Genomic DNA, 24,011 nt, shown 5'->3' with positions numbered 1-24,011 from the left:
GTCGCGCAGGACACCGGAATGCACTTCGGTGCATGAGGATTCCGAGCACCGCCGAACGCCTTGTGTTCGCTCACGCTTTGTGCCGCCATGCGCCCGGCAATCAGACTTATGGAAGAGCCGCTATAATCTCGGTCGCGCGGTGATATAGCTCAGTTGGTTAGAGCGCAGCATTCATAATGCTGATGTCGGTGGTTCAAGTCCACCTATCACCACCACAGTTTCGCGGAGCCTCAGAGGTGTCATCCTCTGGGGCTTTGTCACTTCACAGCCTCTGGACATACACCATGAAACGCTGCCTGCACCTGTTCACCCTTCCGGCTACCATACTGGCCATCCTGATGGCGCTGGCCCCTCCGACGCTGGCGCAGACCGATGAGATTGCCGGCGTCCGAAACTTCCCCAAAGCCGCCCAGCGTGGGCTGCTTGTCGTGCAGACCCCGCCCGAGATTAGCCTGAACGGCAAGCCCGACCGCCTGTCTCCTGGTGCCCGCATCCGCAACAGCAGCAACCACTTTGTGTTGTCGGGCGCCTTGCTGGGTCAGGAACTCCTCGTCAATTACACGCGGGACAGCGCCGGGCTGGTGTATGAGGTCTGGGTGCTGACTGACGAGGAAGCCAAGGAAAAACGCGCAGGCCTGTCCTTGCGCAACTTCATCTTCGGCTCGGAAACCGAAACCGTGCGCCAGGACGACGGCAATACGCCTTACCACCAGTTGCCGAGCTACAAGCAATAAACCTGCTGTTTCTGCAAGCCAAATCGGCCTCCAGCCCTTATTCCACGGGCGCAAGCAGCTCCTAATTCGGTAGCAATTCCATGAGCAAAAAAGTCTTTATCAAAACCTTCGGGTGTCAGATGAACGAGTATGACTCGGACAAGATGTCCGACGTGCTGCACGCCGCCGAGGGCTACGAGCCCACAACGAATGTCGATGAAGCCGACCTGATCCTGTTCAATACCTGTTCGGTGCGCGAGAAGGCGCAGGAAAAGGTCTTCAGCGACCTCGGGCGCATCAAACACCTGAAGAAAAAAGGCGTGCTGATCGGCGTTGGCGGCTGTGTCGCCAGCCAGGAAGGCGCGGCCATCATCGAGCGCGCACCTTATGTGGACGTGGTGTTCGGCCCACAGACCCTGCACCGCCTGCCCGACCTGCTGAACAGGCGCATGAACCTGGGCAAATCGCAGGTGGACATCAGCTTTCCGGAGATCGAAAAATTCGACCACCTGCCGCCGGCCCGCGTGGAGGGCGCCAGCGCGTTTGTCAGCATCATGGAGGGCTGCTCCAAATACTGCAGCTACTGCGTCGTGCCCTACACCCGCGGCGAAGAAGTTTCGCGCCCGTTCGAGGACGTGCTGGTTGAGGTCGCTGGCCTTGCCGACCAGGGCGTGCGTGAAGTGACCCTGCTGGGCCAGAATGTCAACGCCTACCGCGGACCAATGGGCGGCACCACCGAAATAGCCGACTTCGCCACCCTGCTCGAGTACGTCTCCGACATCCCGGGCATAGAGCGCATCCGCTACGTCACCAGCCATCCCAACGAATTCACGCAGCGCCTGATCGACGCCTACGGCAAGCTGCCCAAGCTGGTGAACCACCTGCACCTGCCGGTGCAACACGGCTCAGACCGCATCCTGATGGCCATGAAACGCGGCTACACCGCGATGGAGTACAAAAGCACCATCCGCAAGCTCCGCGCCATCCGCCCCGAACTGGCCATGAGCAGCGACTTCATCGTCGGCTTCCCCGGCGAGACCGATGACGACTTCAACAAGATGATGAAGCTGATCAACGACGTTGGCTACGACACCTCGTTTTCCTTCATCTTCAGCCCGCGCCCCGGCACGCCGGCTGCCAACCTGGCGGACGACACGCCGCACGAGGTCAAGCTCGCCCGCCTGCAGCGCCTGCAGGCCGCCATCGACGACAGCGTGCGCGCCATCAGCGCCAGCCGCCAGGGCACGGTGCAGCGCATCCTCGTTGAAGGCGCCTCGCGCAAGGACGCGTCCGAGCTGATGGGCCGCACCGAATGCAACCGCGTCGTCAACTTCACGGGGTCGCCGCGCCTGATCGGCCAGATGATTGACGTCACCATCACGCAGACCTCGCAGCGTTCCCTGCGCGGCGAGGTGCTGCGTCATGATGAAGTGGCCCTGACCGTTTGAGGCGCGTCTCTCCCCAGCCAGCACGGATCACCCATGCTTGAGCGCGTCTCCTTCCGTCAGTTGCTGGTGGTCGCGTTTTTGCTGATTGCTTCCCTGCTGGCCGCCGCCTCCCTTCGCGCGCTGTTCACACTGGAACAGCTGACGATGCAAAGCCGCGACGGTGCCGCACGCGCGCTGGACCTCAGCGCAGCCGCCCAGACCCTGAACGAGCGCAGTGTGGCCATGGAGCGGACCGCGCGCCAGTCGCTGGTGCTCGCCGACCGCGTGCTGCGGCAGCGTTTCGACGAAGCTGCCGGCGAAGCACGCCAGGTGCTGGGACGGCTGGGGCCGCAGGACGTCCCCGAGGCCCTGGCCAAGGACTGGAGGGATCATCTCGAGGCCGTCACCAGGTTGCTGTCCGGCTCGCCCGACACCGCACTCGACAGGGACAGGCAAGTGGCCGACGAATTCCAGGAACTGGACCGCATCAATGCGGCCATTGCGCAGCAGGTGCGGCAAACCATTGCCACGCAAAACCGCGACCTGCTCGACACGCTGGAAACGCGCCGCCGTCAATTGACACAGCAGGTCATAGGTGCCATCGGGTTGGCCGTCCTGATGGCCCTGGCCTTCGGCATCTGGCTCACGCGGCCGCTGAACCGCCTTGAAAAAGCCATCATCGGCCTGGGCGAAAACCGCCTGGACCAGGCTATCCGCATAGACGGGCCGGCCGACTTGCAGCTCGTCGGACAGCGTCTGGACTGGCTGCGCCTCAGGCTGGTGGAACTGGACGCCGACAAGTCGCGTTTTCTGCGCCATGTTTCGCACGAACTCAAGACGCCGCTGGCCTCGCTGCGCGAAGGTGTCTCGCTGCTCGAAGATGGTGTGGCTGGTGAACTCAGCGAGAACCAGCGCGAAGTCGCCAAAATCCTGCGCCACAACACCAGCCTGCTGCAAGGCCAGATCGAGGACCTGCTGCGCTTCAATACCGCGGCATTCGAGGCCCGCCAGTTGCATCGGGAAAAAACGGACCTGCTGCAACTGATCGAGGCACAGGTCGACAGCCAGCAGTTGCAGTGGCGTGCCCGCGACCTGCAGATCGGCATCGAGGGCAAAGCTGTACAGGCCGAGGTGGACCGCGACAAACTCGGCACCGTGATTGCCAACCTGCTGTCCAACGCCATCCGGTTTTCCCCTGCCGGAGGCAGGATACGCATCCGGCTGAGTCGGCTTGCCGAAGTTGTCCGCATCGACCTGGAAGACGAAGGTCCAGGCATCGCGCTGGACGACCAGGCGCGGATTTTCGAACCCTTTTACCGGGGCGAGCGGCAACCGCCGCAGGCAGTACGCGGCAGCGGCATCGGCCTGTCCATCGTCCACGAGTACATTGCTGCACATGGCGGCCGGGTGCAATTGCTGCCGGACGGACCTGGTGCACACTTCAGGATAGAACTTCCCCATGTTTTCAAGATTTAAGGCCTTCGGCTGTTCCCTTCCTCACGCCGCGGCCTGGACCCTGGCCATCAGCCTGAACGCGGGCTGTGCCGCGCCCGCGCCGCCTTCCCCTATGCAGGACAAAGCGGCAAGGCCGGCACAGGCAGAAACGCCAGCCCAGGTGGCGTCTGCGGAGAAAGACAGCGAAGCCTTGACGTCCCTGCTGGCTCACGCGGACCGTATACGCACCCTCCAGGGCGCTGAACTGACGCAGGAAATCATCCGCCTGGCCGACCCCACGCTGCCCGCCGACCAAGTGCGGCTGGCCCTTGCGCTCAGCCAGACCCGGCAACTCTACGACCTGGTGCGCGCCCAGGAACTGCTGCAACGCGTGCTGGCCAACGCCAGCGCCGAAGCCCGGCCGCTGCACGCCGTCGCACGCCTTTTGGCTACCCGGCTTTCCGAACAGCGGCGTGTCGAGGACCTGCTCGACCGACAGAACCAGCAGCTGCAGGGCCTGCAGCGCCGCCTTGAGCAAACCCAGGAAAAACTTGACGCGCTCAAGGAGATCGAGCGCAGCCTGAACAGCCGCCCGCCGGCTGCACCTGCGACGTCCCCCGCAAGCCGCCCCCGGCCACCCGGATCATGAGCACAGCCGACGCCCACCTGCTTGTTGTCGACGACGACGCCGACATGCTGCGCCTGCTGACCATGCGGCTGACAGCCGCAGGCTATCGCGTCAGCGCCGTGAGTTCGGCCGAGGCGGCCTTGACGCAACTCGACATCGAGCGCCCGCAACTGGTGCTCAGCGACGTGCGCCTGCCCGGCAAGGACGGCTTGGCGCTGTTTGACGAAATCCGCAGCCAGCACCCCTCATTGCCGGTCATCCTGCTGACCGCCCATGGCACGATTCCGGACGCGGTGGAAGCCACCGAGCGCGGTGTATTCACCTACCTGACCAAACCATTTGACGGTAAAGGCCTGCTCGACAAGATCGCGCAGGCACTGGCCCTGAGTGCACCGGCGTCATTGGTCCCTGCGGGCCAGGCACCGGTCTGGCAAAGCGGCTTCATCAGCCGCTCCAGCCGCATGGCCGAAACCCTGGCCGAGGCGCGCATGGTGGCCCGCTCGGACGCCAGCGTGATGCTGCGCGGTGAAAGCGGCACCGGCAAGGAACTGCTGGCCCAAGCCATCCACCAGGCCAGCCCGCGCGCGGCGCATCCTTTCATCGCCGTCAACTGCGGCGCCATTCCTGAGGCCCTCCTCGAGTCGGAACTTTTCGGCCATGTCAAAGGCGCATTCACCGACGCCTCGGCTAACCACAAGGGGCTGTTCCAGGCCGCCGAGGGCGGCACCTTGCTGCTTGACGAAATTGGTGACATGCCGCTGGCCCTGCAGGTCAAGCTGCTGCGCGTGCTGCAGGAGCGGACGGTCCGGCCGCTGGGCTCCAGCCAGTCCATTCCGGTCAATGTGCGTATTCTGTCGGCCACGCACCGCGACCTGGATGCGGCCATGGCCGAGGGGCAATTCCGCACCGACCTGTACTACCGGCTCAATGTCGTCACGCTGACCTTGCCGCCCCTGTCCGAAAGGCGCGAAGACATTGCACTGCTGGCCAACCACTTCCTGGTCAAGCTGGCGGACAAATACGGCAAGCGCCTGAGCGGTTTTGCGCCGGAGGCGCTCAAGGCCCTGAGCACCGCCGCCTGGCCGGGCAATGTGCGCCAGCTCTACAACGTGGTCGAACAGGTCTGCGCCCTAGCAAGCACACCGCTGATCCCGCTGACATTGATCCAGCGCGCCTTGCGCTCGCCTAGCGTGCAGGTGCTCACACTGGCGGAAGCGCGCCAGCGCTTCGAGCGCGAGTACCTGGTCGGCCTGCTCAAACTGACTGATGGCAACGTCGCCGATGCTGCCCGGCTGGCTGACCGCAACCGCACCGAGTTTTACCGCCTGATGCAAAAACACAGCCTCACGCCCGGCCATTTCAAGGCCGATGCGACGCTCCCGCCAGAGCCTGTCGCCACAGAGCGACACGGTCAAGCCCCTGATTCCAAACACTAATTTCCCACTGGAGGGTCAAGCTGTCGCTGTCAGGCGACAGAAAACTGGGGTAAACCCGCTGTTCTGGCACTCCTCGCGAGCTACAAAGCGGGTGGAATGATTTAAGCCGTTGATTTGAAACAGTTTTTCCAGGTTGGCACAGGGTTTGCCCTAGACCACCGATGCAAGCTGTTTTATCCCGTCCTGCCATCCCGCGTCCCTGGGCACCGTTGGCCCGTTTTTTTGCCTTGCTTGGACTGTGTGCAGGCCTGGCCAGCGCCCACGCCTGGTCATTGGACGATGTTGCCAAGCTAGCCCGCGAGCGGGCCAATACACCCCGCCAACAGGAGCGCCCCGCATTGCCGGCAGAACTGGTCGGCATGGAATACGACGCCCTGCGCGACATCCGCTTCAAGGACGACAAGGCTTTGTGGCGGGCCGACCAGTTGCCCTACGAAGCCAAGTTTTTCCATGTCGGCCGGCAGGCCGAACCGGTCCGCATCCACGAGCTGTCTGCCCTGGGCAACAAGACCCTGCCGTATAGCACCGACAACTTCAGCTACGGCAAGAACCAGCTCGACCCGGCGCGCTGGGGCGACATCGGTTATGCCGGTTTTCGCATCCACACGGCACTGAACTCACCGGCCTACAAGGACGAACTGATCACCTTCCTGGGTGCCAGTTATTTTCGCGCCCTGGGCGCCGGCCAGCGTTATGGCCTGTCGGCTCGCGGCTTGGCCGTCGACACGACCGGCGCAAAACAGGAAGAGTTTCCACGCTTTACCGATTTCTGGCTGGAAAAGCCGACCGCCGATGCCAAGCAGATCACGGTTTACGCCTTGCTCGATTCGGCGCGCATGACCGGTGCCTACCGCTTTGACATCCGTCCCGGCGAACAGACTGTGACCGAAGTGCATGCCCGCATCTTCATGCGCGCGGGTGCCGACCCCCGGGTCGCCACCCTGGGTGTGGCGCCGCTGACCAGCATGTTTTATTTCGGTGAAAACCAGCCCCGCCCTGGCGACTTCCGGCCTGAAGTGCACGATTCGGACGGCCTGATGGTCGCCACCGGTGACGGCGAATGGTTGTGGCGTCCACTGCAAAATCCGGCCTCGCCGCTGGTGACGTCTTTCGGCATGAAAAGCCTCAAGGGCTTTGGCCTGATGCAGCGCGACCGTGCCTTCAGCAGTTACGAGGACACCGAAGCCAGTTATGAGCTCAGGCCCAGCGCCTGGGTGACCCCGTTGGGCGAATGGGGTGCAGGCCGCGTCGAGCTGCTGCAATTTGGGATACCCGACGAAACCCATGACAACGTCGCTGCCTACTGGGTTCCGGAAAACATGCCGGCGCCTGGCCAATCGCTAGACCTCGCTTACCAGATCGCCTGGCAGGGGAAAAGCCAGCAGCGGCCGCCCAACGGCTGGGTCACCCAATCACGCCGCGGCATCGGTTTCAGCAAGCTCAGCGCCGAGGAGTTGGGCCGGCAAACCCAGTTTGTCATCGACTTTGCCGGCCCCGCCCTGGACGCCTTGCCCGCAGACGCCCAGGTCAAGGCCATTACCACGGCCAGCAGCAACGCCCGCGTGCTGGAAAGCATCACCCACCGCAACCCAGCCACCGGCACCTGGCGCATGAGCCTGCGGGTACAGCGACTGGACGCCTCCCCCAACCAGCCCGCCCAGCCGATTGAGCTGCGCGCCTTCCTCCAACACGACACCAACACACTGACAGAAACATGGACCAACCTGATCACACCCTGAATGCCCCAAATCCCGGCCGGCGCAGCCCGCTGCGGGAAGAACGCCATCCGAATTCCGTGACGGCACCGCCCATACACCGCGGCAGCATGGTGCCGCGGCCATGGCGCGGTTTCTGGAACAGCCTGGGCACTGCCGTGCTGCTTCCCCTGCTGGGAAAAGGCGAAGCCGCGGCGCCGCCCGCGCCAGCCAGTGCAGAACGCCAACCCTGGCAGCAGGCGGCCCTGCGACGACGCGCAGTGTTTATCCTGCTGACCGTGCTCAGCACGGCAATGGCGACCCGCCTGTTTGCCGGCATACAGCCCGACTATGACAGCGCAGGGCTGCAATACGGCCAGATCACGCTGTTTGCGCTTTTGTCCGCCTGGGTGGTAACCGGCTTCATGACGGCCATGATGGGTTTTTACGTGACGGTGCGCGGAGACAAACATGCCCTGTCGGCCAAAAAAGTGCAGCGCCACACGCTGGCCGCAGGCACGCGCACGGCGATCATCATGCCGATCTGCAATGAAGACGTGCGCACCGTGTTTGCCGGCTTACGCGCCACCTGTGAATCGGTGGCAGCCACCGACCACGTCCAGGCCTTCGATGTGTTTGTGCTGTCCGACACCAGCGACGTAGCCACACAGAAAGCCGAACGCGCCGCCTGGGAAGACCTGCGGACCCAGCTGGCCACCCACCCTGACCAGCCGCAAATCGAGGTTTACTACCGCCTGCGCAAACGCCGCACCGACCGCAAGGCCGGCAACGTGGCAGATTTCTGCCGCCGCTGGGGCAAGGACTACCGCTACATGGTGGTGCTCGATGCCGACAGCGTGATGAGCGGCGACTGCCTGGTGTCCATGGTCAAACTCATGGAAGCCAATCCGACGGCCGGCATCATCCAGACCGCGACCCAGGCCATTGGCCACATGACGCTGCATGCACGCGCACAGCAGTTTGCCTCGCGCGTGACCGGCCGCCTGTTCACGCTGGGCATGCAGTTCTGGCAAATGGGCGAGTCGCACTACTGGGGCCACAACGCCATCATCCGCATCGAACCCTTCATGCAGCATTGCGCGTTGGCGCATATCTCGGGAAAAGGCGGCATGTCGGGCAGCATCATGTCGCATGACTTTGTCGAGGCCGCGCTGATGCGCCGCGCCGGTTACCACGTCTGGCTGGTGGCCGACCTGGTGGGCAGCTACGAGCAGCAGCCACCCGATTTGCTGGCCGAACTGCAGCGCGACCGCCGCTGGTGCCAGGGCAACCTGCAGAATTCGCGCCTGATTGCCGAACCCGGCATTCACCCGGTGCACCGCTCCATGTTCGGTACCGGTGCCATGGCCTACCTGTCGGCGCCTTTGTGGCTGTGTTTCCTCACGATGGGAACGGCGCTCTGGCTATCGGGCTCGCCCATGGTCAGCAACTGGGCGCTGCTGCCCGGCGAACTGCTGACCTTGTGGGCCTGGACCCTGTGCATGCTGTTTCTGCCGCGCGTGCTGGGCCTTGCGGCAGTGCTGATCAACCGCCAGCAGCAAGCCTACGGCGGCACGGCCAGCCTGCTGCGCAGCGCAGTGCTGGAAACATTGATCGCCCTGCTGCAGGCACCCATCCGCATGCTGGCGCATTCGATGTTTGTGCTGGTCGCGCTGACCGGGCTCAAGCTGGAATGGAAATCGCCTCCGCGTGAAGCGACAGCGGTTCCATGGCGCATCGCGCTGCAACAGCTCTCCCCCATGAGCATGGTCATTATTCTGCTGGCGGCCGGCATCACGCTGATTGATCCGCGCGCCCTGGTCTGGCTGCTGCCTGTGGGCTTGCCGCTGCTGCTCGCCATTCCGATGACGGTGCTGACCAGCCAGGTGGGCATGGGCGTTGCCATGCGCACCAACAACTATCTGCTGATTCCCGAGGAATCGAAATCTCCGGCGGTTCTGCGCCGTGCCTGGCTGCATGCCAGCCAGCAGCCGCGACGCAGGGTCAGGGCCATCTGAACGCATGAGGACGTTGACACTATCTATTTGATAGCTGCTTGCGCCCGCAGTATAAGGGCTGGAGGCTGTTTTCTCTCGAAAACATGGAGAAATCAGAACTTCGGCATGCCTTTCATGCCGCCCATGCGCTTCATCATTTTCATCATGCCGCCGCCCTTCATCTTTTTCATCATCCCCTGCATCTGCTCGAACTCGTTGAGCAGGCGATTGACGTCCTGAACCTGCACGCCAGAGCCGGCGGCAATGCGGCGCTTGCGCGTGGCCTTGATCAGTTCGGGCTTGCGGCGCTCCAGCGGCGTCATGCTCTGGATGATGCCTTCCTTGCGGCGTATGTCTTTTTCGGCCTTGTCCATGTCCACCTGGCCAGCCTTGGCAGCCATCTGCGCCGGCAGCTTTTCCAGCAGACTCGACAGGCCGCCCATGCTTTTCATCTGCTGCAGCTGGCTTAAAAAATCGTTGAGGTCAAAGCCGCTGCCGGACTTCATCTTGGCGGCGAGTTTTTGCGCCGCCGCCATGTCCACACCGGCCGTGACCTGCTCGACCAGGGCGACGATGTCGCCCATGCCGAGGATGCGCCCGGCGTGGCGCTGCGCATCGAACACCTCGAGGCCGTCGATTTTTTCGCTGGTGCCCGAGAACTTGATCGGCGCGCCGGTGATCTGGCGCACGCTGAGCGCCGCGCCGCCGCGCGAATCGCCATCGGTTTTGGTCAGGATGATGCCGGTCAGCGGCAGCGCTTCCTTGAAAGCCCTGGCCGTGTTGATCGCGTCCTGGCCCTGCATGGCGTCCACGACAAACAGGGTTTCAACCGGGTTCAGCGCGGCGTGCAGGCCCTTTATTTCGGCCATCAGTGCTTCGTCGATGGCCAGCCGGCCCGCAGTATCGACCAGCAGCACGTCAAAGAAATGCTTGCGCGCATAGTCCAGCGCGGCTAACGCAATATCCACCGGTTTCTGGTCAACCGAGCTTGGAAACCACTCCGCACCGGCCTGCTTTGTCACGGTCTTGAGCTGTTCGATGGCCGCCGGACGGTAAACGTCGCCGGAAACCGTCAGCACTTTCTTTTTGCGCTTCTCGATCAGGTGCTTGGCCAGTTTGGCGGTGGTGGTGGTTTTACCGGCGCCCTGCAGGCCGGCCATCAGGATCACAGCCGGCGGCTGGGCCGCCAGATTGATGTCGCTGACACCCTCGCCCATAGTGGCGGCGAGCTCGCGGTTAACGATGCTGACCAGCACCTGCCCCGGCGACAGCGAAGCCATGACTTCCTGGCCGAGCGCCTTCTCCTTGACGCGGGCAATGAAGTCGCGCACCACCGGCAAAGCCACGTCGGCTTCCAGGAGCGCCATGCGCACTTCGCGCAGCATGTCCTGGACATTGGACTCGGTGATGCGGGCCTGGCCTCGCATTTCCTGGACGAGGCGGGAAAGTTTGTCGGTAAGGGCAGAGGCCATGAATAAGCTCCACAACTGGAGCGAAAAGGAGGTGAAAGAAGGACCAGGCGTCTGGCCCAGAAGCTAAACTGTAGCCATGATTTTAACTTTGAGCGCCTGGTGGGGGCTGGCCACGGCCATAGGCGCTGCGCTGGCCTATGCCATTCTGGCACTGGCTACCCCGCGATTAAGCAATGGCGCCACACGGGGCGTGCTGTTCATGGCCTGGCTGCTGCACGCTCTCACCCTGGCAGAAGGGCTGCTCGGCGAGCCGCCGCGTTTTGGTTTCGCGCCCGCCCTCTCCATGACCGTCTGGCTGGTCTTGAGTGTCTATGCCGTGGAAAGCCGGCTGTTTCCGCAACTCAAGGCGCGCTGGGCGCTGGCCGGCCTGGGCAGCGTGGCCGTCGCTCTGGCGCTGGTATTTCCTGGCACCCCCTACCATGTAATCGCGTCTCCCTGGCTGCCCCTGCACTGGGCGCTGGGCATTGCCTCCTACGGTCTGTTCGCCGCAGCCGTGGTGCATGGCTGGCTGATGAACCGGTCCGAACGCTCCATCCGCTCGGCCGCGCAGCCCGATACGGGCGTGCCACTGCTGACGCTCGAGCGGCTGACCTTTCGCTTTGTGCAGGCCGGCTTTGTGCTGCTGACCGCGACGCTGCTGGTAGGCTGGCTGTTTGCCGAAACCCTCTACGGTCCCGGGCTGGCCGGGCAATGGAACCACAAAACCATTTTTTCGGTGCTGGCCTGGATCACCTTCGCCGGTCTGCTCGCCGGTCGGGCGCGCCTGGGCTGGCGCGGGCGCCAGGCGGTGCGGGTGCTTTATCTGGGTTCAGGCCTGTTGCTGCTCGGTTATGTGGGCTCGCGTTTTGTCCTTGAAGTTATCCTGAGGCGCGCATGAAATACCTGATCGTGATTGTGTTGGCACTGGTGGTGGTCTGGATCTGGCGAAGCAACCGGCAAGCCGGACAACCAGGCAAGCCGCCGCGGCAAGCCGCCGTTCGTCCTGGCCAGCCGGCGGCCACCGAGGTGGTGGCTTGTGCGGTCTGCGCGGTGCACCTGCCCCGTGCTGATGCCCTGCCCGGCGGTCAGGGGCTTTACTGCAGCGACGCCCATCGCCGGCAGGCTGAAGGCGGATGAGAAAAGACCGCGCCGAAGCACCCAGCTCCTGGTTTGGTCCGGTAGAAAAGCAAGCGGGCGCCTGGGAGTCGGAGCCTGGCGAATCTTTTGGCCGCCTGTGGCGCGCTTTCATGGCGGCGCGCGTTATGCTGGCCGTTGTGCTGCTCGCCCTGCAGGCTTTCATCTATGCCTTGGGCCAACCGGTCAGCCAGGTCATGATCGCGCTGTGTATGGTCTATTTTGTGGCCGCACTGGCCGTGCGCGTATGGGCCCATCCGCGACCGCCGGGCAGCAACTTCGACGCACAGTGGGTATCCACAGTCGGGGTCGATGTGCTGGCGTTTTCGGCACTCAATTTCCTGCAGTCCGGCGCCATCAATTACACAGCGCTGTTTGCCTTGCCGGTATTGCTGGCCTCTGTGCTGGGGCCCATTTTGCTGGCGCTCGGTACCGCCGCGAGCGTGACGCTGTTGTTGCTGGCCGATGCCTGGTGGACGTCTCTGCAACTGCCGGGCGATGCGACGGCACGCTTTCTCCAGGCAGGCCTCAGCGGGTCCGGCTTTTTCATTGTGGCCCTGCTGGCCAACCAGCTGGCCCTGCGCCTTTCGCGGGAAGAAAACCGCGCCCGGAGCAGCCAGTCGGCCGCGCGCATGCAGACCCAGGTCAATGAGCTGGTCATCGATACCTTGGCCGATGGCGTGCTGGTGATCGACACACACGGCATCGTCCGTGCGGCCAACCCTGCCTCGCGGCGTTTGCTGGCCACCGAGGGAAGCGCCCGGTCGGCTCCTTTTGTACTGGCCGCCGAGGCGGCATGGCAACCACTGGCCAAACTGGCGCAAATGACCTTCGATAAACACAGCCCTCAACAGGCCGATGTGAGCCTGGAGCACGCCTCACGCCATGCCCGCCGCCTGCAGGTGCGTACACGACTGGCGGCCTCACGCGATGGCTCGCATGAAAGCCTGTGTGTGATGTTCCTGGAAGACCTGCGGGAAATGGAGGCACGAGTACGTACGGAAAAAATGGCGGCGATGGGGCGCATGTCTGCCGCGGTGGCCCACGAAATCAGGAATCCGCTGGCCGCCATCACACAGGCCAACGCCCTGCTGGAAGAAGACCTGCCCGATGCAGGGCACAGGCAACTGACGAGCATGGTGCGGCAAAATGCGCAACGGCTGGCCCGGATTGTGGAGGAAATCCTCAATATCTCGCGCGTCCAGGAGCAGGCGCCCTTGGCGCAGACCGACAGCCTGCCACTCGATGGCATGGTGCAGCAGATCTGCGCAGACTGGACACAGCAAACCGCATCGGGTCATCGCCTGCAGGTGCACCCGGGCACCGGACGGACTGCCGTGCTCTTCGAAGCCGAACACCTGCGCCGCCTGATGGTCAATCTGCTCGACAATGCCGCGCGGTATGCCAGCGCGACGAGCGGCGCCATACAGGTTGCCACAGACGTCACGGCATCAGGACAAGCCAGGCTGTCCATCTGGAGCGATGGACAGCCCCTCGAAAAAACCGTGCAGTCGCATCTGTTCGAGCCATTCTTCTCGTCGGAAAGCCGATCCAGCGGCCTGGGCCTGTACATCTGCAGGGAACTCTGCGAACGCCATGGCGCCCAGATTGGCTACCAGCGGGTCATGCGCAACACCTTGGAAGGCAACGAGTTTTTTGTCCTCTTCCGCTCCGCGCGGGCCGGAGAGGCTTTCCCCCGGACAGGTTTTGACACAATGTCAGCTTGAACTGATGAGCACACCATGACCCTCCCGACTCCGGCGCACATACTGGTAGTGGACGATGAGCCCGACCTGCGTACCCTTTATGAACTCACGCTGCTGCGCGAAGGTTATCGCGTTGAGGCGGCGGCAGATCTGGCCCAGGCCCGCACCCAGCTGCAACAACAGCGCTTCGACGCGGTGATCACCGACATGCGCCTGCCGGACGGGCTGGGACTGGAGCTGCTGCGTGACATGCTGGCCCAGCAGCGCTCCGAGCGCTGCGTGGTCATCACAGCACACGGGTCCGCCGAAAACGCAGTGGAAGCGCTGAAGGCCGGCGCCTTTGACTACCTGACCAAGCCGGTGGACCTCAAGCAGTTCCGCAGCGTGGTGGCGGCAGCTGTCCAGGAACGCGGCAAGCCCGACAGCGAAGCAACTGGCCCGGCACTGGCGAAAGCAGTCCGGCCCGGAGAAGCAGCGCCTACACTGCAACGCCTGGTCGGCGAATCGGCCGTGATGCAGGCAGTCAAGGCCCGCATTGTCAAGGTTGCCAGCAGCATGGCGCCGGTATTGATCCAGGGCGAGTCAGGAACCGGTAAAGAACTGGTCGCGCGTGCCGTGCACGACTGCAGCCATCGCGCGGCGGGACCGTTTGTCGCCGTCAATTGCGGAGCGATCCCTGAAAATCTGCTGGAGGCAGAGTTTTTCGGAGCACGCAAAGGAGCTTATACCGGCTCGGCGCAAGACAGGCTTGGCTATTTCCAGTCGGCCAAGGGCGGCACCCTTTTTCTCGACGAAATTGGCGACCTGCCGCTCGCCATGCAGTCCAAGCTGCTGCGCGCGATTCAGGAGCGAGTCGTCCGGCCGCTCGGGTCCACGCAGGAGGACATGGTCGATGTGCGCATCGTCAGCGCCACCCACAAGGACCTGGGTGCCGCGGTGACGGCCGGTATCTTCCGCCAGGATTTGTATTACCGGCTAAACGTGATTGAGATCAGCGTGCCGCCGCTGCGCGAACGCCGCGAAGACCTGCCAGCCCTGTGCAAGGAGCTGCTCGGAAGAATCTGCAGGGAGTCGGGCGTTCACATGCCTGACCTTTCGGGCCAGATCCTGGCTACCTTGCAGCGGCATCCCTTCAACGGCAATGTCAGGGAACTCGAAAACATCCTGCACCGCGCTGTCGCGCTCGGTGACAGCGGCGACCTGCACCTCGAATCCCCGCCGGCCGAATATGTTGCCGTGCCCGAAAACCTGCAGGATTTCCTTGATGGGCAAGAGCGCAACATCCTGTCCAAGGTCCTGCAGGAAACCGGTTTCAACCGCACGGCGGCTGCGGCCAAGCTCGGTATCAGCCTGCGCCAGATCCGCTATCGCATCGCCCGCCTGAATATCGTGACGCCCAATGGCGATGAAGCGGCCGATGAGCAGGCATGAAGCGGCGCAGGTGCTGTGGCGGCAAGGTTGGTACCGCTATGCCCGGTCGCTGGGCTCCCCCAACTTTGGTCCCCGCCCCACAGCGAGCGTCATCGACCTGATTGTTGTCCACTCGATCAGCCTGCCGCCCGGTGAGTTTGGCACCGGCCAGGTGCAGCGCCTGTTTACCAACACGCTGGATTGGGATGCGCATCCCTATTTTGAAAGCCTGCGGGGACTGCAGTTGTCCTCCCATTTCTTCATCACCCGCTCCGGCGAACTGTGGCAGTTTGTCAGTTGCGATGAGCGGGCCTGGCACGCGGGCGGGTCCAGCTACCGCGGCAGGAGCAATTGCAACGACGACTCGATCGGCATAGAACTCGAAGGGCTGGAGGGCGGGTTGTTCGAAGCCGCGCAGTACGAAACCCTGACGAGCATTTGTTCGGCGCTGCTGAGCCACTATCCGGTGGCCCATCTCGCGGGCCACGAACACATCGCGCCCGGGCGCAAGCAGGATCCGGGCGCGGGCTTCGACTGGACCAGGCTGCAAGCTTCGCTGGGTTTGCCGGCTAAGTGTTTTCCCGAGATCAGCTGAGAGGGACAGCTTCGGCACAAGCCTCGGCCGCATGCATCCATCGACGGCCTGATCGCCCCGCAGGGCGCGCCAACACGTGATCGGCATGTGGCAGGCAGCATGCACCGTCGCGCCAGATCGGCGCATGACGCTCCCAAAGGCGTGCATTTTTACCTTCAGAAAAAAGCCACAAAAAGTAACCTGCGCGTGACGGGGCGATGAAGGGCCGATACACTACCTGTAGTGCTTGAAATCACTCCAGACCCTAGGTATAGTGTCTTAGCCCATATTCCCCATGGATGGATTCAGGTGCCCCACAGCCCAAGGAAAGCCCGCCACCAAGCCAGCCCAGGCAACAGTCCGCCCTTCGCCCTTCCCTGAGTCACATCGAACTTACCAACAACAAAGCACAACGAGGAAAACATGCAAACAGCCCAACATGCAGCACCCGCTCCCGCCGGCATGCCCGCCGCACCCCAGTCTCCTGCCAGCAGCGCCCACGTCAGTTCGCTGACCCATTACCAGATCATTCGCCGCAATGGCGCCGTGGTTCCGTTTGAGCCGAACAAGATCGCTGTCGCGATGATGAAAGCCTTCCTGGCCGTGCATGGCACCCAGGGTGCAGCTTCGGCCAGTGTGCGCGAAACCGTCGACGGACTGACCCAGGCCGTCATGCGCGCGCTAATGCGCTCCCGCCCAGGTGGCGGCACCTTCCATATAGAAGACGTGCAGGACCAGGTCGAGCTGGGCCTGATGCGCGGCGGCCATCATGAAATTGCCCGCGCCTATGTGCTGTACCGCGAGAAACGCACACAGGAGCGCGCCCGCCAGCCGCAGACCCCGGTGACTCAGGCTCCGCAGCTGCATGTGCTGGACGGCGGCAAGAAAATTTCCCTGGACATCGGAAAACTGCAGGCCCTGATCGAAGCGTCCTGCGCCGGCCTGGGTGCCGATGTCAAGCCGGACCCCATCGTTGCCGAGACCATGCGCAACCTGTACGACGGTGTTCCCATCGACGAGGTCTATAAAGCATCCATCCTGGCGGCCCGTACCCTGATAGAAAAAGATCCGGACTACACCTACGCCACTGCGCGCCTGTTGCTGCATACCATCCGCCGCGAGGTGCTGGGCGAGGAAGTCACCCAGGAAGACATGGCCACGCGTTATGCCGAGTACTTCCCGGAGTTCATCGCCAAAGGCGTGGCGAACGAGCTGCTCGATGAAAAACTGCAGCAGTTTGATCTCGTCCGCCTGGGTGCCGCGATCAAGCCCGAACGCGACCTGAAGTTTGACTACCTCGGCCTGCAGACTCTGTTCGATCGTTACTTTCTGCACGTGCGCAAGCAGCGCATCGAACTGCCTCAGGCATTTTTCATGCGGGTGGCCATGGGTCTCGCGCTTGACGAAATCGACCGTGAAGCCCGCGCCATCGAGTTTTACGAAATCATGTCCTCGTTCGACTTCATGTCGAGCACACCCACACTGTTCAATGCCGGCACCCTGCGTTCACAACTGTCCTCCTGCTACCTGACCACCGTGGCCGACGACCTGGGCGGCATTTACGATGCCATCAAGGAAAACGCGCTGCTGTCCAAATTCGCCGGCGGCCTGGGCAACGATTGGACCCCGGTGCGCGCGCTGGGCGCCCATATCAAAGGCACCAACGGCGAGTCACAAGGCGTCGTGCCTTTCCTCAAGGTGGTCAATGACACCGCCGTAGCTGTCAACCAGGGCGGCAAACGCAAAGGCGCGGTTTGCGCCTACCTGGAAACCTGGCACCTGGATATCGAGGAGTTCCTGGAACTGCGCAAGAACACCGGCGACGACCGCCGCCGCACGCACGACATGAACACTGCCAACTGGATTCCCGACCTGTTCATGCGCCGCGTGATGGAAAAAGGCAGCTGGACATTGTTCTCGCCGTCGGACACGCCCGATCTGCACGATAAATTCGGTGTCGAGTTCGAAAAAGCCTATACGGCTTATGAAGCCAAGGCCGAACGCGGCGAGATCAAACCCGCCCGCAAACTGCAGGCCATCGACATGTGGCGCAAGATGCTCTCGATGCTGTTCGAGACCGGCCATCCCTGGATCACCTTCAAGGACGCCTGCAATGTGCGCTCGCCCCAGCAGCACGTCGGCGTCGTGCACTCGTCCAACCTGTGCACCGAGATCACCCTGAATACCAGCGACACTGAAACCGCAGTCTGCAACCTCGGCTCCGTCAACCTGGTCCAGCACCTGAAGGACGGTGCAGTCGATCATGAGAAGCTCAAGAAGACCATCACCACAGCCATGCGCATGCTGGACAACGTGATTGACATCAACTACTACGCCGTCAAAAAAGCTCGCGACTCCAATATGCGGCATCGCCCGGTCGGCTTGGGCATCATGGGTTTTCAGGATTGCCTGTACGAGTTGCGCATTCCCTATGCATCGGACGCCGCCGTCGAGTTTGCCGACAAATCCATGGAAGCCGTCTGCTACCACGCGTACTGGGCCTCTACGGAACTGGCCAAAGAGCGCGGCAAATACACCAGCTACAAGGGCTCGCTGTGGGACCAGGGCATCCTGCCGCTGGACACCTTGGACATGCTGGTGAAAGAGCGCGGCGGTTATGTGGAAGTCGATCGTTCGGCCACGCTGGACTGGGATGCCCTGCGCAAAAAAATCGCCAAAGATGGCATGCGCAATTCCAATTGCGTGGCCATCGCACCGACCGCCACCATCTCCAACATCATCGGCGTTGATGCCTGCATCGAACCCTGCTTCGGCAATCTTTCGGTCAAATCCAATCTGTCCGGCGAGTTCACGGTCATCAACCACTACCTGGTGCGCGACCTCAAGCGCCTGGGCTTGTGGGACGACGTGATGGTGGTAGACCTCAAACACTTTGACGGATCACTGCGCCCCATCGACCGCGTTCCACAGGATGTCAAAGCGCTGTATGCCACCGCTTTCGAAGTGGACGCCACCTGGCTGGTCGAGGCGGCCTCACGCCGTCAGAAATGGATTGACCAGGCGCAGTCGCTCAACATCTACATGGCGGGCGCGTCCGGCAAGAAGCTTGACGACACCTACAAGCTGGCATGGTTGCGTGGCCTGAAAACAACCTACTACCTGCGCACCATGAGCGCCACGCACGCCGAGAAATCCACGGTGAAAGCCGGCAAGATGAATGCCGTTGCTTCCGGCAATACCAGTGACACCGGCAGCATGAATGCACTTGATGCCGCTGCTGCCACAGCGCAGGCGCAGATGAGTGCATCGCCCGCGACCGACATCAAGTTTTGCGCGATCGATGATCCTGGTTGTGAGGCCTGCCAATAAAAATCGGGGCAGCGCACCGGAATTTTCGGTAACTGATTCGATGTAATTGAGCAACACTAATTTATAGCGATGTGAATGAACACTTTTCATTTTGTATCGCTGCTTTCATAATCCAACTTATTGGAAACATCTATGTTGACTTGGGACGAAGAAGCTAAACCATCGTTGCAAAAATCTTTGACCAGCAGCCTTCCTGAAGGCCGCTCGATGGAACTTCCGCCTCTTTCTTTGCAGTCCCACACTGCACCGCGCATGCTGGACGACAGCGCCCTGGCTTCCTCAGGCACTCGTGCAGCACCAGCAGTCGTTGCCCCGACAGCTCATCGCGTCAAGGCCGCTGACAAACGCATCATCAACGGCCAGACCGACGTCAACCAGCTGGTCCCGTTCAAGTACAAGTGGGCGTGGGAGAAGTACCTCGCCACCTGCGCCAACCACTGGATGCCGCAGGAGATCAACATGTCGCGCGACATCGCGACCTGGAAAGACCCGAACGGCCTGACCGAAGACGAGCGCCGCATCGTCAAGCGCAACCTCGGTTTCTTCGTCACCGCCGATTCGCTGGCCGCCAACAACATCGTGCTGGGCACCTACCGCCACATCACGGCGCCCGAGTGCCGCCAGTTCCTGTTGCGCCAGGCCTTCGAAGAAGCCATCCACACCCACGCCTACCAGTACATCACCGAATCCCTGGGCCTGGACGAAGGCGAAATCTTCAACGCCTACAACGAAGTGCAGTCGATCAAGGACAAGGACCAGTTCCTGATTCCCTTCATTGAAGCGATTTCCGACCCCAGCTTCAAGACCGGCACGCCCGAGGCCGACCAGACCCTGCTCAAGTCGCTGATCGTGTTTGCCTGCCTGATGGAGGGCCTGTTCTTCTATGTCGGCTTCACGCAGATTCTGGCGCTGGGACGGCAGAACAAGATGACCGGCGCGGCCGAGCAATACCAGTACATCCTGCGCGACGAGTCCATGCACTGCAACTTCGGCATCGACCTGATCAACCAGCTCAAGCTGGAAAATCCACTGCTGTGGACCGCCGAGTTCAAGGCTGAGATCAAGGCCCTGTTCATGAAGGCAGTAGAGCTGGAATACCGTTACGCGGAAGACACCATGCCGCGCGGTGTTCTCGGCCTCAATGCGTCCATGTTCAAAGGTTACCTGCGCTACATTGCCAACCGCCGGGCCACGCAAATTGGCCTGGAAACGCTGTTCCCCAATGAGGAGAACCCGTTTCCATGGATGAGTGAAATGATTGACCTGAAAAAGGAACGCAACTTTTTCGAAACCCGTGTGATCGAGTACCAGTCCGGTGGTGCTCTGTCCTGGGATTGAAGAGACAACAACAGGCACAACAATGATTTCCAGACTTGCAATGACCAGCGACGCCACCGAAGAGTGCGCGCTGGGCTTTGCTCCCCTGTTCGCGGCGCTGGGCTCGGTTCGCCGACAGCCCAACGCCGTGAATCGCTTCGCGTACTCCAAACGTGAAGTGCTCTTTGCAATGTGATCAAGGAGAAAACTATGGCAACTGCGAAAAAATCTGCGGCTAAAAAAGCTGCTCCGAAGAAAGCCCCTGCTAAAAAAGTAGCGGCGAAAAAAGCGCCTGCTAAAAAAGTAGCAGCAAAGAAAGCCCCGGCCAAAAAAGCGCCAGCGAAAAAAGCAGCAGCTAAAAAAGCTCCTGCGAAAAAAGCGCCAGCGAAAAAAGCCCCGGCGAAAAAAGTAGCGGCCAAAAAGCCAGCTGCGAAAAAAGCAGCAGCTAAAAAGCCTGCGGCGAAAAAAGTAGCGAAAAAAGCGCCAGCGAAGAAAGCTGCTGCGAAGAAAGCCGCTGCCAAAAAGCCAGCAGCCAAGAAAGCAGCGAAAAAGCCCGCTGCGAAGAAAGCCGCGAAAAAACCCGCTGCCAAAGCACCTGCTGCACCGGCTGCCCCTGCGGCTCAGACTACTCTGAACCCGCAAGCTGCCTGGCCGTTTCCAACAGCCAGCAAGCCGTAATCAGTCAGGCACTTTTGCTTGGAGCCCGACATCGCAAGATGCCGGGCTTTTTCTTTGGCTGAAAGAGTTTTGAGGTAGCACCATAATCAGATTGCTATCAAATGAATAGCATCCAACCACCGTCAGAAATGGGCTAGAAGCCTGTTTGAGCAGAAGCCAACGTATAGTTCTGGCCACCCCGGTAGGCTATCTTGTGGGCGCCAACACGGTTGCCCAGCTCGGCGCAGCGCGCCAAGGGCCAGCCCTTCTCCAGACCGAACAACAAGGCGCCCCGAAAAGCATCCCCGCATCCCGTGGGGTCCACCACTTCCTTGGCCGCCACCGGCGGCACCAGCGTTTTCTCGCCGGCGATCCAGACTTCGCAGCCATGTGCACCCAGTGTCACCACCAGGCCCTGCACCTGCAGGGAAATCTCGGCACAGGACAGGCCGGTCCGGTCGCAAAGCAGCTTCGCCTCGTAGTCGTTGACCGTCACCCAGGTCGCCAGCTCGACAAAATGAGCCAATTCCTTGCCGTCGAACATTGGCAGACCCTGACCGGGATCAAACACAAAAGGAATGCCGGCCGCCTTGAACTGTTCAGCATGCTGCAGCATCGCGTCACGTCCGTCGGGAGAGATGATGCCGATGCCGATGTCGGCCCGCGCCGCGATTTTCGTCGTGTGCGCCTGCCCCATGGCACCCGGGTGGAAAGCGGTGATCTGGTTGTTGTCGCGGTCCGTCATGATCATGGCCTGGGCCGTATAGGTGTCGCCAACCTCGCGGACAAATTCGGTGCTGATGCCCAGCGTGTTCAGGCGTGCCACATACTCGGCGCCATCGCTGCCGACGGTTGCCATGGGCAGAGGGGTACCACCGAGTTGCTGCAGGCTGTAGGCAATATTGCCGGCGCAGCCACCAAACTCCCGGCGCAGGGCCGGCACCAGGAAAGACACATTGAGGATGTGCAGTTGGTCGGGCAGGATCTGCTCGGCAAAACGCCCCTCGAAAGTCATGATGGTGTCGAAGGCCAGGGAACCACAAATTACAGCAGACATGGGTATCTCAGTTCAGTCAGGGATAAAAAGCAAGGACGCGGTAACCGGCAATACGCAGCGGACCGGATGGGAGTGTTGCAGAGGCCGGGGAGGTGCCGGCCTCGGGCGGAGGTTTCGAAACGCTGATAGCGACCATCCCTGAAAATTCGGCGCCCGCTGTCAGCGTGGGGCTCGTTGCACCGAGTTCCGCGGGGGTCAGCACACGCCGCAGCTGCGCCTGGTCCTGGGTATCGGTCAAGGTCAGCTCCAGGGAAGGCAGGGCCAGTGCCATGGCACCCGCATTCCTGATCACCACCTTGAGCCGGTAGGCATCTGCAGCCAGCTTGTTGAAGGAAGAACTCTCGATCACCACCGACTCAATCTGTTGCGGCGGCCTGATCTCGCAACGCAGGTAGGCACACAGCGTATGCAGGCCCGGGCTGAGCCACGGCTGCGACACGGCCAGCGCATTTCTTTGAAACAGGGCGACCTGCAGCAGCAAGGCGGCCAGCAGCACACATGCGGCCATAGCGAGTGCCCAGCGCAGTGCGGGCCGGCGCCAGAATGCATGGCGCCTGGCCTGGCGCACAAACGATACTTCGTGGGTACGGTCGGGTTCAGGTGCTTCCGACTCGCCAAAGGCGCTTTCCGTGCGCATTGTTCGCGCCGTTGGAGGCACATCCCCGGAAAAATCGGACGGCTCCGGACTCACCGAAAATGCAAATACATCAGCGGCAAGGTCGGGCGAGGGAGAGACCTGGACCTCCGGCAGGGAAACATCTGTGGCAGCGGGAAGCTCTTCTTCCTGCAGGACCACTGGCTCGACTGTTTCAGGGTCTGCGGAAGCCGCCACCAGCATGGGAGCCACGGACGCAGCGCTTTCGGTTTTCTCCTGAACGGCCTGCGAGGCGGCAACGGCACTGGAAGCCGATGCCGGGGACACGTAGGGCTGCAGATTGGCGGCGGCGTCGAAAACTTCGGCGCAATGCCCGCAACGCACCCAGCCCTGAGAAATCTTGAGTTGATCAGCCACGACTTTGAACATCGTGCCGCAGGTGGAACAGCGCGTAATCAGGCTCATTTAGTGCCGTATTGTACGGGGGCTGCGCGGCACGACGACCCGGTCAGAACCTGGCCGTCATCAGAATCCAGCCCTCTTCCTGGTCAGCCACCTGTAGCTGGCAGTAAGGTGCATACGCGAGCTTGAGCTCGTCTGCCTGTCGCTCCAGAATGCCGGCAAGCACCAGCGCACCGCCGGGAGCCACGTGTGCGCACAGCAAAGGTGCCAGCACCTTGAGCGGCGTGGCCAGAATGTTCGCCAGCACGGTCTGGTAACTGCCTTCGGCCTTGTCGGGCAAGCCGGCATTCAAGGTGACATGGTTGGCTTCGGCATTGGCCCGCGTGGACTGCACGGCCGCTTCGTCAATATCCACCGCGTCAATGCTTGCAGCGCCAAATTTGGCAGCCCCAATGGCAAGAATGCCGGAGCCACAGCCGTAGTCAAGCACGCGCCCCAGCGGTGCAGAAGACGAGGCGATCCAGCGCAAGCACATGCGTGTGGTGGGATGTGTGCCCGTGCCGAAGGCCAGGCCCGGATCCAGACGGATCACCTGCTGCGCCTGCCCAGGCGGCTCGTGCCAGCTCGGCACGATCCAGAATTCGGGAGTGATTTCCACCGGCGCAAACTGCGACTGTGTAAGCCGCACCCAATCCTGCTCGGGGACCGTCTGAATGGCCACCAACTGGCAGCCGGCAAAAAAGTCCTGCGCGGCCAGCACGGCGGCTGCGTCACGCGCACCGGCCTCATCCGAAAAAAGCGACACCACGCGAGAGCGCTCCCAACCCGCTTTCGGCGGCGGCATGCCGGGCTCGCCGAACAGTGCCTGCTCGGCCGGCGTCTGGGCATCTGCGTCTTCGACGGACACGCTGAGCGCGTCGAGCGCATCCAGCGCATCGCTGAGGGTTTCAACCTGCGCAACAGGGGCCAAAAGGATCAGTTCAAACATTACTTATGCAGCACGTCCGCCGCGATCCGTTCAAGCAGGGGCCGCGGAACCGGCTTTGCCG

20 protein-coding genes and 1 tRNA gene are annotated in these 24,011 nt (G+C 62.1%); 17 read left to right on the top strand and 4 right to left on the bottom strand.

What is annotated here, in order from left to right; translation table 11 throughout:
* Positions 1 to 138: 138 nt before the first annotated feature.
* The 8 genes from ABI660_RS04950 to mdoH all read left to right on the top strand — a co-directional run bounded on the left by ABI660_RS04950 (position 139) and on the right by mdoH (position 9,350).
* Positions 139 to 215 (top strand) — tRNA-Met (locus tag ABI660_RS04950).
* 69 nt (positions 216 to 284) lie between these two features.
* The gene (locus tag ABI660_RS04945; RefSeq protein ID WP_348065550.1) at positions 285 to 734 is read left to right on the top strand and encodes a hypothetical protein; all 450 of its coding nucleotides are present in this window, start codon (positions 285 to 287) and stop codon (positions 732 to 734) included.
* Positions 735 to 814: 80 nt separating this feature from the next.
* Entirely contained in the window at positions 815 to 2,161 is a 1,347-nt protein-coding gene (miaB, locus tag ABI660_RS04940) for a tRNA (N6-isopentenyl adenosine(37)-C2)-methylthiotransferase MiaB (protein WP_348065548.1), read from the top strand.
* Between the two features lie 33 nt (positions 2,162 to 2,194).
* Positions 2,195 to 3,616 carry an ATP-binding protein gene (locus ABI660_RS04935; RefSeq protein ID WP_348065546.1) on the top strand — a complete coding sequence of 474 codons (1,422 nt, stop codon included), beginning with the start codon at positions 2,195 to 2,197 and terminating at the stop codon, positions 3,614 to 3,616.
* Positions 3,600 to 4,223, top strand: coding sequence for a hypothetical protein (locus tag ABI660_RS04930; RefSeq protein ID WP_348065544.1), 624 nt, complete (start codon positions 3,600 to 3,602; stop codon positions 4,221 to 4,223). The genes ABI660_RS04935 and ABI660_RS04930 overlap by 17 nt, the downstream gene beginning before the upstream one ends.
* Complete coding sequence (locus tag ABI660_RS04925) at positions 4,220 to 5,638, top strand: sigma 54-interacting transcriptional regulator (protein ID WP_348065542.1); 1,419 nt, start codon at positions 4,220 to 4,222, stop codon at positions 5,636 to 5,638. The genes ABI660_RS04930 and ABI660_RS04925 overlap by 4 nt, the downstream gene beginning before the upstream one ends.
* Positions 5,639 to 5,799: 161 nt before the next feature.
* Positions 5,800 to 7,377, top strand: coding sequence for a glucan biosynthesis protein G (locus ABI660_RS04920; protein ID WP_348065540.1), 1,578 nt, complete (start codon positions 5,800 to 5,802; stop codon positions 7,375 to 7,377).
* Positions 7,353 to 9,350 (top strand): glucans biosynthesis glucosyltransferase MdoH, encoded by a 1,998-nt coding sequence (mdoH, locus tag ABI660_RS04915; protein ID WP_348065538.1) that lies wholly within the window; start codon positions 7,353 to 7,355, stop codon positions 9,348 to 9,350. The genes ABI660_RS04920 and mdoH overlap by 25 nt, the downstream gene beginning before the upstream one ends.
* A gap of 92 nt (positions 9,351 to 9,442) precedes the next feature.
* Here the strand turns inward: mdoH and ffh are convergent, their stop codons facing one another.
* Entirely contained in the window at positions 9,443 to 10,801 is a 1,359-nt protein-coding gene (gene ffh, locus ABI660_RS04910) for a signal recognition particle protein (protein WP_348065536.1), read from the bottom strand.
* 76 nt (positions 10,802 to 10,877) lie between these two features.
* Between ffh and ccsA the strand changes: the two genes are divergently transcribed.
* The 9 genes from ccsA (at position 10,878) to ABI660_RS04865 (ending at position 20,929) form a co-directional block, all read left to right on the top strand.
* On the top strand, positions 10,878 to 11,678 hold the full coding sequence (gene ccsA, locus ABI660_RS04905; protein ID WP_348065534.1) for a cytochrome c biogenesis protein CcsA: 801 nt from the start codon (positions 10,878 to 10,880) through the stop codon (positions 11,676 to 11,678).
* Entirely contained in the window at positions 11,675 to 11,917 is a 243-nt protein-coding gene (locus tag ABI660_RS04900; RefSeq protein WP_348065532.1) for a PP0621 family protein, read from the top strand. The genes ccsA and ABI660_RS04900 overlap by 4 nt, the downstream gene beginning before the upstream one ends.
* Positions 11,914 to 13,641: an ATP-binding protein gene (locus ABI660_RS04895; protein WP_348065530.1), complete on the top strand. Its 1,728-nt coding sequence runs from the start codon at positions 11,914 to 11,916 to the stop codon at positions 13,639 to 13,641. The genes ABI660_RS04900 and ABI660_RS04895 overlap by 4 nt, the downstream gene beginning before the upstream one ends.
* 15 nt (positions 13,642 to 13,656) lie before the next feature.
* The gene (locus tag ABI660_RS04890; protein ID WP_348065528.1) at positions 13,657 to 15,051 is read left to right on the top strand and encodes a sigma-54 dependent transcriptional regulator; all 1,395 of its coding nucleotides are present in this window, start codon (positions 13,657 to 13,659) and stop codon (positions 15,049 to 15,051) included.
* Positions 15,038 to 15,625 carry a 1,6-anhydro-N-acetylmuramyl-L-alanine amidase AmpD gene (ampD, locus tag ABI660_RS04885; protein ID WP_348065526.1) on the top strand — a complete coding sequence of 196 codons (588 nt, stop codon included), beginning with the start codon at positions 15,038 to 15,040 and terminating at the stop codon, positions 15,623 to 15,625. The genes ABI660_RS04890 and ampD overlap by 14 nt, the downstream gene beginning before the upstream one ends.
* Positions 15,626 to 16,027: 402 nt before the next feature.
* Positions 16,028 to 18,934 (top strand): ribonucleoside-diphosphate reductase subunit alpha, encoded by a 2,907-nt coding sequence (locus ABI660_RS04880; RefSeq protein WP_348065524.1) that lies wholly within the window; start codon positions 16,028 to 16,030, stop codon positions 18,932 to 18,934.
* A 132-nt stretch (positions 18,935 to 19,066) separates the two neighbouring features.
* Complete coding sequence (locus tag ABI660_RS04875) at positions 19,067 to 20,272, top strand: ribonucleotide-diphosphate reductase subunit beta (protein WP_348065522.1); 1,206 nt, start codon at positions 19,067 to 19,069, stop codon at positions 20,270 to 20,272.
* 40 nt (positions 20,273 to 20,312) lie between these two features.
* Positions 20,313 to 20,447 carry a hypothetical protein gene (locus ABI660_RS04870; RefSeq protein ID WP_348065520.1) on the top strand — a complete coding sequence of 45 codons (135 nt, stop codon included), beginning with the start codon at positions 20,313 to 20,315 and terminating at the stop codon, positions 20,445 to 20,447.
* Positions 20,448 to 20,461: 14 nt separating this feature from the next.
* Positions 20,462 to 20,929, top strand: coding sequence for a histone H1-like DNA-binding protein (locus tag ABI660_RS04865; protein WP_348065518.1), 468 nt, complete (start codon positions 20,462 to 20,464; stop codon positions 20,927 to 20,929).
* 133 nt (positions 20,930 to 21,062) lie between these two features.
* Here ABI660_RS04865 and ABI660_RS04860 read toward each other — a convergent pair whose 3' ends face one another.
* The 3 genes from ABI660_RS04860 to prmA are packed head-to-tail and all read right to left on the bottom strand — an operon-like array spanning position 21,063 to position 23,950.
* Positions 21,063 to 21,965: a carbohydrate kinase family protein gene (locus ABI660_RS04860; protein ID WP_348065516.1), complete on the bottom strand. Its 903-nt coding sequence runs from the start codon at positions 21,963 to 21,965 to the stop codon at positions 21,063 to 21,065.
* A gap of 16 nt (positions 21,966 to 21,981) precedes the next feature.
* On the bottom strand, positions 21,982 to 23,025 hold the full coding sequence (locus ABI660_RS04855) for a DUF3426 domain-containing protein (RefSeq protein ID WP_348065514.1): 1,044 nt from the start codon (positions 23,023 to 23,025) through the stop codon (positions 21,982 to 21,984).
* Between the two features lie 43 nt (positions 23,026 to 23,068).
* Positions 23,069 to 23,950 (bottom strand): 50S ribosomal protein L11 methyltransferase, encoded by an 882-nt coding sequence (prmA, locus tag ABI660_RS04850; protein WP_348065512.1) that lies wholly within the window; start codon positions 23,948 to 23,950, stop codon positions 23,069 to 23,071.
* Positions 23,951 to 24,011: the final 61 nt, after the last annotated feature.

Source organism: Polaromonas sp., assembly GCF_039930745.1.
In the GTDB taxonomy this organism is placed as follows: domain Bacteria; phylum Pseudomonadota; class Gammaproteobacteria; order Burkholderiales; family Burkholderiaceae_C; genus Polaromonas.
Note: the sequence above shows the minus strand (reverse complement) of the source record. Positions and strands in the feature narration are given on the sequence as shown.